The sequence below is a fragment of the Pseudanabaena cinerea FACHB-1277 genome, assembly GCF_014696345.1.
GTDB classification, from domain to species: Bacteria; Cyanobacteriota; Cyanobacteriia; order Pseudanabaenales; family Pseudanabaenaceae; genus Pseudanabaena; species Pseudanabaena cinerea.
Genome location: NZ_JACJPY010000001.1, coordinates 47,501 through 60,320, shown reverse-complemented (window position 1 = coordinate 60,320; position 12,820 = coordinate 47,501). Strand labels below are relative to the sequence as shown.

The 12,820-nt window shown below is 46.5% G+C and carries 6 protein-coding genes and 1 rRNA gene (1 of these 7 only partly in view); 4 read left to right on the top strand and 3 right to left on the bottom strand.

Annotated features, from left to right (window positions below; all coding sequences use genetic code 11):
* The gene (gene arsJ, locus H6F44_RS00295; protein ID WP_190348917.1) at positions 1-1,260 is read left to right on the top strand and encodes an organoarsenical effux MFS transporter ArsJ; all 1,260 of its coding nucleotides are present in this window, start codon (positions 1-3) and stop codon (positions 1,258-1,260) included.
* A 38-nt stretch (positions 1,261-1,298) separates the two neighbouring features.
* On the opposite strand, the gene infB is transcribed toward arsJ, so the two are convergent.
* Positions 1,299-4,793 carry a translation initiation factor IF-2 gene (gene infB, locus H6F44_RS00290; RefSeq protein ID WP_190348916.1) on the bottom strand — a complete coding sequence of 1,165 codons (3,495 nt, stop codon included), beginning with the start codon at positions 4,791-4,793 and terminating at the stop codon, positions 1,299-1,301.
* Between the two features lie 715 nt (positions 4,794-5,508).
* Here infB and lepA point away from each other — a divergent pair.
* Positions 5,509-7,320, top strand: a complete 1,812-nt coding sequence (lepA, locus tag H6F44_RS00285) for a translation elongation factor 4 (protein WP_190348915.1) — start codon at positions 5,509-5,511, stop codon at positions 7,318-7,320.
* A 45-nt stretch (positions 7,321-7,365) separates the two neighbouring features.
* Here lepA and H6F44_RS00280 read toward each other — a convergent pair whose 3' ends face one another.
* Together H6F44_RS00280 and H6F44_RS00275 are read right to left on the bottom strand one after the other, a co-directional pair.
* Entirely contained in the window at positions 7,366-8,817 is a 1,452-nt protein-coding gene (locus H6F44_RS00280) for a carotenoid oxygenase family protein (RefSeq protein WP_190349018.1), read from the bottom strand.
* A gap of 199 nt (positions 8,818-9,016) precedes the next feature.
* The gene (locus tag H6F44_RS00275; protein ID WP_190348914.1) at positions 9,017-9,334 is read right to left on the bottom strand and encodes a DUF5340 family protein; all 318 of its coding nucleotides are present in this window, start codon (positions 9,332-9,334) and stop codon (positions 9,017-9,019) included.
* A gap of 296 nt (positions 9,335-9,630) precedes the next feature.
* Between H6F44_RS00275 and H6F44_RS00270 the strand changes: the two genes are divergently transcribed.
* Both H6F44_RS00270 and H6F44_RS00265 read left to right on the top strand, forming a co-directional pair.
* Entirely contained in the window at positions 9,631-11,319 is a 1,689-nt protein-coding gene (locus H6F44_RS00270; RefSeq protein ID WP_190348913.1) for an S-layer homology domain-containing protein, read from the top strand.
* A 641-nt stretch (positions 11,320-11,960) separates the two neighbouring features.
* Positions 11,961-12,820, top strand: a 16S ribosomal RNA gene (locus tag H6F44_RS00265); it runs 626 nt beyond the window's last position.

The window sequence follows — 12,820 nt, the reverse complement described above, 5'->3', positions numbered from 1 at the left end:
ATGAACTCCTCAACTGCATCCCAAGCGAACTTCAAAAACTATGTGCTTGTCACCCTCACCTATTGGGGGTTTACGATTACTGATGGGGCATTGCGGCTATTGGTATTGCTGTATTTCAACAATATTGGCTATACCCCCATTCAAATTGCTTCGCTATTTCTATTCTATGAAGTCTTTGGAGTCGTTACCAACTTTTTAGGCGGATGGATTGGCTCACAATTAGGACTAAAAGTTACGCTTTATACAGGGATTGGTTTACAGATATTCTCGCTGATAATGTTATCTTTCCTCAATCCTGAATGGGCGCAGTGGTTAGCAGTTCTCTATGTGATGATCGCCCAAGCTTTTTCAGGAATTGCTAAAGACTTGACGAAGATGAGTACCAAAAGTGCAATTCGCCTTGTCGTACCACAAGACGCTCAATCGGCTTTATTCAAATGGGTTGCTATTCTCACAGGTTCTAAAAATGCACTTAAAGGCGTGGGCTTTTTTATTGGTAGTGCATTGTTAGGATTATGTGGATTTGTTAATTCCCTATGGATTATGGCGGGAGGTTTATTCCTGCTCTTGTTCACAGGTTTATTCCTACCCAAGGGAATGGGCAAAATCAAAGCCAAGGTCAAATTTAAGCAACTCTTTTCTAAAAGTCCCGAAATCAATCTTCTATCAGCAGCCAGATTCTTTCTCTTTGGCTCTAGAGACGTGTGGTTTGTAGTGGGATTGCCTGTATTTTTGCGAAGTGTTTTAGGTTGGTCGTTTTATCAAGTTGGTGGATTTCTCGCCTGTTGGGTGATTGGCTATGGTCTGATTCAATCCCTTGCACCGACATTGATCAAGCGCTTTGGTTCTGGACAACCGCCGCGATCGCAAACTGTGCGATTTTGGACAACTTCCCTAATTGCTGTTCCTGTGTTAATTGCGATCGCCCTACAATTAAATCTCTCGCCTAATCTAGTTATTATCAGTGGCTTACTAATTTTCGGTGTCGTCTTTGCCTTTAACTCATCGGTACATTCCTATCTCGTTCTCGCCTTCACTGACGATGACAAAGTTGCTCTAAATGTTGGCTTCTATTACATGGCAAATTCAGGCGGACGCTTAGCAGGGACGGTGTTATCGGGATTAGTTTATCAGTTTGCAGGTTTAGTGGGATGTCTCTGGGTATCAACGGCTTTAGTTCTTGCCGCCGCCGTAATTACGCGCAAGTTACCCGATCCGCAGATCAGCAAGGCGATCGCTTGGAAATCTGATGGTGAATAGTCTAAAGAAAAAGCGCCCTATGAGGGCGCTTTTTTAACTTAGGACGTAGCGAGAGTTCGCCGCTTCGTTACCATGCGGAAGGCTTCGATAACATCATTCTCTTTCCATGTAGAGAATTTGCCCAAGGATATACCGCACTCAAATCCAGAGGCGACCTCTTTGGCATCATCCTTAACCCTTCGCAGAGATTCCAATACACCAGTATGGACAATTTCATTACCGCGTTTAATTCGGACATTGCAATTACGAACTAGCTTGCCGTTCTGAACATAACAACCTGCGACAGCACCCTTACCAATGGTAAAGATGGCGCGTACTTCGGCTTGACCGAGATATTCCTCAACCATCTCAGGATCAAGTAAGCCTTCCATCGCATCTTGGATATCTTCCAACAGCTTGTAAATAACGTTGTAATCACGGAAGTCAACACCCATTTCATCAGCAGCCTGTCTTGCGCCAGGAGCCATCGTGGTATTAAACCCAAGGACAACTGCCGAGCTTGCTGCCGCGAGGCTAATGTCGTTTTCGGTAATTTCTCCTGGGGCAGATAGGAGAATGCGAAGTTGCACTTCGCGCTGTGGCAATTGGGCTAATGCACCCAAAATTGCTTCGAGTGAGCCTTGGACATCGGCTTTGAGGATAATGTTTAACTCCTTGAGATCGCCTTCCTTGACTTTCTCTGAAAGCGTACCAAGGGTGACTCGGCGGGAAGCCATTGCTTGAATCAAGCGAGTTTGACGTTGATCCATCGTGCGTTGATCAGCGATCGCCCTTGCTTGTTTTTCGTCTAGATAGACTTCAAACTCATCACCTGCCGCAGGGACATCACCGAGTCCGAGGACTTCCACCGCAAAGGATGGCGATGCTTTGTCCACACGCACACCGCGATCGTCAACCATGGCACGTACTTTACCAAAGGCGGCTCCTGCCACAAATACATCGCCCACCCGTAAAGTACCGTTTTGGACTAATAGCGTTGCTACTGGTCCCTTCGCCTTGTCCAAGTGTGCCTCAATGACGGTTCCCTTAGCGGTACGGTTAGGATTGGCTTGCAAGTCTTCAACCTCAGCCACCAGTAGGATCATTTCTAGCAGGGTGTCAAGGTTTTCGCGCTTAATTGCACTGACGGGAACCATGATCGTGTCACCGCCCCATTCTTCCGCAACTAGAGAGTACTCTGTTAGCTCTTGGCGGATGCGATCGGGTTGTGCCTCAATCTTGTCAACTTTGTTAATGGCAACCACGATCGGCACTTTTGCGGCTCTGGCGTGACTAATCGCCTCAATGGTCTGGGGTTGAACGCCATCATCGGCAGCAACTACCAAAACCGCAATGTCTGTAACCTTCGTACCTCGCGCCCGCATGGCGGTAAAGGCTTCGTGTCCGGGGGTATCCAAAAAGACAATCTGTTGCTTCTCGCCATTATGCTCGACATCGACATGGTATGCACCAATATGTTGGGTGATGCCCCCTGCTTCGCCTTGAGCCACTTTACTCTTACGGATGGCATCAAGCAAGGTGGTTTTACCATGGTCAACGTGACCCATGATTGTTACTACAGGCGGACGGCGCTGTAGTTTATCGAGGTCGCTAACCTCAATCATTTCCGTCTTTAGTGCTAATTCCACTACTTCAGGGTCATGCACTTCATAGCCTAGTTCGGTAGCAACCATCTTGGCAGTACCAACATCAAGGGTTTGGTTGATATTTGCCATGATCCCCTTCATAAACAGGGTGCGGATTACCTCTGTCTCAGACAAAACTAGACGTTTTGCCAAAACTGCCACAGTCATGCCCTCTTCGATTTCCACGGAGGTAGGCTTTTCGATGACGACTTCCACCTGTTGATTGCGGCGATCGCGGTTTGGTGCAGATTTTTTCGGTTTTTGGGTGGGTTTGATGTCCGCCGCCATGGTTGGCTTTGAAGGCATGGCTATCGCCTTAGGAGGTGCTGAAGGACGCGCTAAGGATAGACTGATCGGCGCTTGGTCTCCAGTCCCATCAGTCCCATCATCATCATCATCATCATCAAACTCCCGTAAGTATCGTTTGGGTTTATTCAAGCGATTCTTTTCACGCAACTCCATCAAATCCTTTTCTTCTTCTTCCTTGGATTTGCCTTTGCGTTTACCGCCCTTACCAGGAAGGGTGGGCTTTTCTAAGAGATCTGGTAACACAGGCGGTGCAAAACCACTGGGCGACTCAGGCTTTTTGACACTGCGATCGGCAATCACAGGTTTTTCGGGGGCGCGGAGCAAGGTTGGCATCGGCGGACGGAGGTTATGTGGAGGTTCCGTTGGGGCAGTAATGCCGCGCTCGATTAGTACCGAGTCCTTGACTAACTTTGGACCCCTGCCCTGAGGTTTGCCGCCTACAGGCGCGGCGCTGACAGGTTCCGCAGGTTTATTGAGCTTGGGACGTTCTGGGCGTGAAGGTTTAGGGGTAGGCTGACGACCCTCAACTTTTGGCTCTAGCCTATTTTCTGGTTTGGGGGCGATCGCCTCACTTGTTGGTTCGCTATGAGCCGTGCGTGGTGGAAGCTTCCCCTTAGCATCACCGCCACCCTTTGCCATTGGCGGCTTTGGGGCAACTAGAGGTTTGGCGGCTGGAGGTACTGGCGGTTTAGGTCGATCTGGGGCATTGGGCTTAGCCAACTTGACATTGGCGGGCGGGGACACACTCATCAAGGATTGTTTGCTCGTATTAGAACGCTCAGCCTTTGACGTTTCATGATGTTGGGACTGATCTTTAATGTCCTTGCTTGGCTCTTTTCCATGATCTTTAACAATTTCTTTGGGGCTGTCCTTGACAAAGGGAGCAGTTTTTTGTGCCTGACCATTTCTCTCATCAGACGGACGATTAGCATTACTAATTCCATTGTTGACTGAGCGTGATGGCACTTTGGGCATCATCGGTGGGCTGGCAAGTTTCGTCTCGGGTTGAGCAGGCAGATTTTCCGCAGGGGCAGCAGGAGGAATTGGTGATATCAATGGGGTAGCTGTAGTCAATTCAGTGTTGGATGTAGTAACAGATTCGGATATTGTGCTGTTATTTACAGCAGGACGGTCGGGGGGAGAAACTAGAGAAGCAGCAGGAGGCATGGGCGAGAGGGAAGGATTAACAGTAATGGGACTAGAGGAGTTTTCTGGACTAGGCTGAACAACCGCCATGGGCGGAGTCATCGGTGCAGAGATGTTGGATTCTTTGGCGATCGCCGCAGGTGGTGATGCAAGTCTAATCGTGGGCTTGCTGACCGCAAGAATTTGCTGCTTAGCAGTACGTGCCTCAGACTCCTTATATTTAGGGGCGATCGCCACTTTTTTATCGGGTTTGTCCGCAGATTTAGACTCGTTGCTCTTTGACTGGGGATGAGGAGCATTGGTGCGTACCAAGGCTGCCTCCGATTCAGTAATCGTACTACTATGACTCTTGACCACGATATTTAGCTGCTCACACACCGCGATTATATCTTTGGTGTCTAGATCTAGCTCTCGTGACAGTTCATAAAGCCGAACTCGATTGCTTATACTCATTGCTTACTCTGCCCTGCGAAACTGTTGGATACGAAAATTTAAAATTTACATAGAAGTTGCTTCCTATCTTTTGCTAGGTTGAATTACATTGACTGAATTACATTGACCATAGTTAATCGTAGAAGCGCATCGCTAATCCTGTGGAATTGGTTAGCAAGTTAGGTTTAGGGCTTGAGCCTAAAAAATTAAGCCCAAAATTTTAAGCTTAACCCAGTGATCAAGCTAGATACAAAATTAGCAATAAAACTACTATAGCTATTATTACCCATCGTACCTAGTAGGATTAGTAGATTAAAAAATCTAGCCAACCTAACTTTGGCAAAATATTAATCAGTTTACTAGCTCTTGTAGATTAACCCCAAACAGAATTTTTGAGAAGATTTGAGAATATATCTTTATCGTAATTACAGTTTTCTGCCCTTATACCAATTCTCAAAGGTTAAGCTTATTTGTGATATTTGTAAGCGATCGCTAAGTGATTAGCAGCAAGTATTTCCTGAAATGCTCTAATCTAGGCTGTCTAGCCTTCTATAGTCTTTAAAGATTTGCAATGTCTTCAAACTTTAAAAAATTCAACAAAGCGTCAAAAATATTAATTAAATATTAATTAAATATTAAGCAAATACAACCTCTACCCAGTTATTGGAATTGTTACACTTATTTACATGATCTACTTTAATGTAGGATTCAAATCCTCAAGCAGCCTTTTGATTTTATGACCAACGTACCCGTTTCTCGTATTCGCAACTTTTCGATCATTGCCCATATCGATCATGGCAAATCCACCCTTGCCGATCGCCTGCTGCAATTTACAGGCACGGTGGCGGATCGTGACATGAAAGCACAATTTCTCGACAATATGGATCTGGAGCGAGAAAGGGGCATTACGATCAAGTTGCAGGCGGCGCGCATGAAATATGCTGCCCTTGATGGTCAAGAATATACAATTAATTTAATTGATACCCCAGGTCATGTGGACTTTTCCTATGAGGTATCGCGCAGTTTGGCTGCCTGTGAAGGGGCGTTGCTGGTTGTAGATGCGTCCCAAGGTGTGGAGGCACAGACCCTTGCCAATGTGTATCTCGCCCTTGCTAACGATCTGGAGATTGTGCCTGTATTAAATAAGATTGATCTGCCAGGAGCCGATCCCGAGCGCATTGCCCGTGAAATAGAGGAGCTAATTGGATTGGACTGCTCAGAGGCAATCCATGCTTCGGCAAAGGAAGGGATTGGCATTCGCGAGATCCTTGAGGCGATCGTGTCTAAAGTGCCGCCCCCAAAAGACACTGTTGATCAACCTTTACGCGCTTTGATTTTTGACAGTTATTACGATGCCTATCGTGGGGTAATCGTCTATTTTCGGGTGATGGATGGCACGCTAAAAAAGGGCGATCGCGTTAAGTTTATGGCTTCGGCACAGGAATATGTGATCGATGAGTTGGGCATCCTTGCCCCTGGACAGATCCAAGTTGACGAACTGCACGCGGGTGAGGTCGGTTACTTAGCCGCCGCCATCAAGACCGTTGCCCATGCACGGGTGGGCGATACGATTACCAGTGCGATCGCCCCAGCTCCAGAGCCTTTCCCTGGTTATGAAGAAGCAAAGCCGATGGTATTTTGCGGGATGTTTCCCACCGATGCCGATCAATTTGAGGATCTGCGCGAAGCACTCACCAAACTCAAACTCAATGATGCCGCGCTCAACTATGAGCCAGAAACCTCTAATGCCATGGGATTTGGCTTTCGCTGCGGTTTCTTAGGAATGCTGCATATGGAAATTGTGCAGGAGCGTCTTGAGCGTGAATATAACCTTGATCTCATCGTTACGGCTCCATCGGTAATCTATCGCATAACTACCAATGACGATGAAATTTTAATGGTGGATAACCCCAGTGAGTTACCGCCCCCCAATTCACGGAAATTGATCGAAGAGCCTTACGTCAAGCTAGAGATCATGACCCCGCAGATCTATATCGGTACATTGATGGAGCTTTGTGTAGCAAGGCGCGGTGTATTTGTGGATACCCGCTACATCACCACCGAACGCGCCACCCTCATTTATGAGTTGCCACTGGCAGAAATGGTGACGGATTTCTTCGATCAAATGAAGTCACGGACAAAGGGTTATGCCAGCATGGAATATCAAGTAATCGGCTATCGCCCCAATGATCTGGTGCTAGTGGATATCTTGGTCAATGAGGAACCCGTAGATGCTCTAGCCTGCATCGTCCATCGTGATAAATCCTATAACGTTGGTCGTGCCCTAGTTTCTAAGCTCCGCGAATTAATTCCCAAGCAGCAGTTCCAAATCCCCATCCAAGCAGCGATCGGCTCTAAAATTTTGGCCAGGGAAAATATTTCGGCACTTCGCAAAAATGTTTTGAGTAAGTGCTATGGCGGCGATATCTCTCGTAAGAAAAAGCTCTTAGAAAAGCAGAAAAAGGGCAAAAAGCGCATGAAGTCCATTGGTACTGTGGAAGTGCCGCAAGCCGCATTTATGGCAATTTTGCAGCTAAATGGTGATTAAAAAGGCGATTAAAAACAAGAGCTGGCGAATATCGCCAGCTTTTGTTTAAAATACTTCTCGTGTAAAGCTCCCATGCAGTCCATAGGGGACATGATGCTTCAGGTGCAAAACCGCAAGTGGTTTACCAGCAATATTTTGAGCATCAAGAATTACTAAGTCAGAGCGATTGTGTGCCGCATCAAACACCAATGTCAACACCCAGCCATGATCCTCAGCGCTATCTGGCGATGGATCGCATGGTACAAAAATGGGTTCACTAATAAACCCTCTTGGGGCAAAACTGTGAAACTCTTGTTTGCCCGTCTGCATATCTACCTTGGCGATCGCCTGCAATGGCGCATTACCTGATTCCTTGGCGATCGCACCGATATAAGCATAGCGATAGGGCTGCCCCACACAACGGGGATGCACCACAGGAAACTCACAGGATCTTTCCAAGATTAGCTCCCGACTGACCTTGCCAAGTTTGAGACTAATCGTAAAGCGCCATAGCTGCCCTGCAATCACCTTATCAAAATCAATTTCGCGAAAATCAGTATTTGCTTCTAATTTAGGATAATCAGGATAGCAAACCGAATCGACAATAATTTCATCCCCCTGTTCATAGGCATTGCAATGATGGAAAACAAAACAGGGGTCGGTGTCCAAAGTTTGCAAATTACCTTGGCGATCGATAATTAAAAACTGGCTGGGCGTATTAGGTTTAAGTTCAATACATCCCCCCGCCGTTGCCAAACCTAAAATAAAGGGCAGTGGCTTAAAGGAAACAGGATTTTGCATAAAAATGCGATAGTTGGGCGTATAGGCAAAATCATGTAAAAAGCAAAACCCAGAAACTTGAACTTCCGACTCTGTAAATAGTTCACCAGATTCATTGACCTGATAAATAGCAATTTTTGACTTCGGTCCTGGCTGCACCCCAAAAGCCCAAAGATCCCCTGTGCGATCGTCCCGCCTTGGATGCGCCGTAAATACCTTGCCCGCATCCAACTTGCCATCAAAACTTTCCAAGCCCAAAGTATCCAGATTTTCGGGATTTAACGCATAGGGACGCGCTGCTTCCCACAGTGCCAACAGTTTGCCGCCTTGATATACCACATTGGTATTAGCAACATTTTTATTGCGTAAATCAAATATATTGCTGAGCCATCCGCCTGCTTTTTGCGTACCGAATACGCCGCGATACAGAATCTTACCCGCCCTCTGCTCCGCTAAAAACTCAGGGGTTTTGACATATTGATTGGTAAACTTGGCTTTACCCTCACGGAAAGCGATCGCGCAAACCATACCATCACCATCAAAGGGATGTCCATACTGCTCCCCGTTGATATCAAACAGCCCAGGTCCATTACGAAATAATGTGCCTTCTAGTCCTGAAGGAATCTCTCCCTCGATATTGTCAATCCAATAGCTCTGCTCAGCCCGAAGAGACTCATACCCTTTTTGCCAGTCAGATCGTGAAAATATTGATGAAGATGAAGATGTTGTTTGTGTCATGGGCTTTTTCAAGTGACCTTCTAGAGGACAGTTTAGAGAGGGCGATATTTTCCAAATACCACCCAAGATATTGTAACGATTTCGATACAATTCTAAACCCATACACACAATCTCCCATACGTTGCCGTCTTAAATACCTCTGCAATCAAAGACTTTTTGACTTGCGGTATTTTTAACTTGCGGCGGTAAATGTTGTGAGCTATGCGTCTGATATCTGCGCTGGTGGGCTGGAAATTTCTTTCAAAGACTTCCCCATTTCCTGCTCAGTCTCACTTAAAGACCATCTATAAGAGATTTCAATACCATGATACTCACACATCTCCTCAACCTGTTTTTGCAAAGCAAAAGCCTTACGCAAATTAATGATTGCTGATTGTAAATGCTCCCTAGAAGCATTGAGTTTGGTAGTTAAATGCGGTTGTCGCATTTCATTGTGCAAGGCAGGCAAAGTCTGTCTCTCCAGCAGTTGTAATAATAATTCATAGTGAATATGCGATGGGACAGGAAGTAAACTCACAGACACCTCAATCAATGCAATGTATAAATTATTACAAAACTAAAAATGGTTACTCCATTTTTCAATTCAATAAACCCGACTGGGTTTAGATTTTAATTCACAAAAGTGTTATTACATTTTCGTTAATGGTTGTAAAGCAGTGTTTAGAAAATCGTCTAAAAACTTCTTGGAGCTTGTTGGCGCAACTTGCCAGAAACTATTCATGTGGGGTTTCGTCAGAATCGACAGCCCAAAAACTTAAAAATTAAAATCAAAAAATAAGATTTACCATCAGATCAATTGTAAAGGATCAACCTATGACACCATCAATCACATTTTCACGAAAATATTTGGGTTTTGCGCTTGTATTTATTTTGGGTATCCCTCAAGGGGCGATCCCCAGTGATTTGGCGATCGCCCAGAACTCTAATTCAACTGAGCCTAGTGCTAAATTTCAGCCTTCCTCAAGTCTAAGGATCGCCCAAGCTAATACAATTATTTTCGTTTCTCCCAATGGCTCAGACTCTAACTCAGGGCTATCTGCCGATCAAGCGCTCCGATCAATTACTGCGGCGATCGCCCGTAACCCGCAAGCAGGAGCCGTGATCCAGCTAGCCGAAGGCAACTACACCGCCACCACAGGCGAAAAATTCCCCCTCATCATTCCCGCAGGTGTCACCCTACGCGGCAATCCCGCCAATCAGGGGCTAAATGTCGTGATTTCAGGCGGCGATCGCTTCGTCAGTCCCACCTTTGCCCCTCAAAACATCGCCATGTTGGCAAGTAACAATACAACCATAGAAGGCATTACCCTTACTAACAGCAACCCTAGAGGCTATGCCCTCTGGCTAGAATCAGCCAAGAACGTCACCATTACCAATAATATCTTTGCCAAATCCACCCACGATGGCGTTTTTCTCACAGGTGATGTCTCCGCTAATGTCAGCAACAATGTTTTTACCCAAAATGGCGCTAACGGTATTTCCGCCCTCGGCACTAGCACTGGACAAATCCAAAACAACACCTTCGACAACACAGGCTTCGGCCTGGCGATCGGGCAGAAATCTCAAGTTGCCGTCATCGCCAATCGCATCGTCAACAATCGCGGCGGCATCGTGATCTCCAACCTCTCAACTCCCACAGTTCGCAATAACCTAATTGCTAACAATCAAGAAAATGGGTTGGTGATCCTCAAAGATCGCAATGGGCAGCCAACGGTCAACCTCGGTACTACTGCTAGTCCTGGGCAAAATATTTTCCAAGACAATAAACAAACAGACATTAACAACGCCTCTGGTGTGACTGTGGTGGCGATCGGGAACCAAATTGATCCCAAACGCACCCAAGGCTCCATAGAAATTACCCAACCCACCAACCCGATCGCCCCCCCTAACACCCCCATCAACCCCATTGCTAATATCTCCTTTAGTGATGTCCCATCCAACTACTGGGCGCAAGCATTTATCCAAGAGTTAGCATCTCGCAACATCATCAAAGGCTTTCCTGACGGCAGCTTTAAGCCCAACGCCCCCGTCACCAGAGCGCAGTTTGCCGCCATGCTCAACCAAGCGATCGACAAAGCCCCCATCCGAGCCAGCATCAACTTCGCTGACATACCCACCAACTTTTGGGCAGCCCCAGCCATCCAAAAAGCCCATACCATCGGCTTTATGTCTGGCTATCCCAATAACCTCTTCAAACCCAGCGAAAATATCTCCCGCGTCCAAATCCTAGTTGCCCTCGCTAACGGCTTTAACTACAACCCCACACAACCAGCCGCAAATATTTTAAATACTTACTCAGACTCCGCCGCCATTCCCAACTATGCCAAAAACAGCATCGCCGCCGCCACCGAAAATCGCCTAGTCGTCAACTACCCCACTCTCAGCACCCTCAACCCCAACCAGCCTGCAACCAGAGCTGAAGTTGCCGCCCTTATTTATCAAGCTCTAGTGCGATCTGGCAAAGCTCAACCCATCAACTCGCCATATATAGTCGCCAAATAGCTCTACAACTCAGTTAAGCCGCAAAGATTAAAGAGACTACATTTCACCCATCTAGTCCTTGCGGTTTAACGCCTTTTTTAAGAAGCACAAGAGAATACAGAGTATTACCAAGTCTTTCAAGAGAAACAACAGCCAAAATTGCCTTGATCGTAAAGTTTTACTCCAAAAACATTCTGACTGCTTTAGTTTGATGAAATATTAGTAAAAATAATGTCTTGAAATTAAATGTTGCCTAAGACTTCAGAGATAACCTCCAAAAAATTTTCTGCCACAGGATCTTTACTGAGAGCAGAATTGACGAATAACAAAGAAGCCCATGCACAAGAAACTTCAAAGAAGGGGTTGACAAAGCAATTTAAACAGGTTAACTTAATAAAGCGCTGAAGGGAAAGCGGAGCGAGAGCGAAGCAAACCTGACCCGAAAGGGAGAGCCAAGAACCTAGACAACTAAATAGTTTGAAAGCTTTAAGAAAGCAATAAACCTCGTCAAAGAAATAAAAACAAGGACTAGGATAACAGAGTAATCTGGTAACTAGGATATCCGACAGGATAAGCGAAAAGCTTAAAAAAGTCAAACCGAAAGGTAAAAAACTTAACCGAGTAGAGAGGGAGTCGAGAGACGACCGATAGAAAGGGAAAGTACCATGGAGAGTTTGATCCTGGCTCAGGATGAACGCTGGCGGTATGCTTAACACATGCAAGTCGAACGGTCTCTTCGGAGATAGTGGCGGACGGGTGAGTAACGCGTAAGAATCTACCTACAGACTCGGGACAACAGTTGGAAACGACTGCTAATACCGGATATGCCTTCGGGTGAAAGATTTATCATCTGTAGATGAGCTTGCGTCCGATTAGCTAGATGGAGTGGTAACGGCACACCATGGCAACGATCGGTAACTGGTCTGAGAGGATGACCAGTCACACTGGGACTGAGACACGGCCCAGACTCCTACGGGAGGCAGCAGTGGGGAATTTTCCGCAATGGGCGAAAGCCTGACGGAGCAATACCGCGTGAGGGACGAAGGTCTGTGGATTGTAAACCTCTTTTGTTAGGGAAGATAATGACGGTACCTAACGAATAAGCATCGGCTAACTCCGTGCCAGCAGCCGCGGTAAGACGGAGGATGCAAGCGTTATCCGGAATTATTGGGCGTAAAGCGTACGTAGGCTGTTTAATAAGTCTGTTGTCAAAGACTGAGGCTTAACCTTGGGAAGGCAATGGAAACTGTAAGACTAGAGAGAGATAGGGGCAGGAGGAATTCCAGGTGTAGCGGTGAAATGCGTAGATATCTGGAAGAACACCAGTGGCGAAAGCGTCCTGCTGGGTCTCAACTGACGCTGAAGTACGAAAGCTAGGGGAGCGAATGGGATTAGATACCCCAGTAGTCCTAGCCGTAAACGATGGACACTAGGTGTTGGCCGTATCGACCCGGTCAGTGCCGTAGCTAACGCGTTAAGTGTCCCGCCTGGGGAGTACGGTCGCAAGATTGAAACTCAAAGG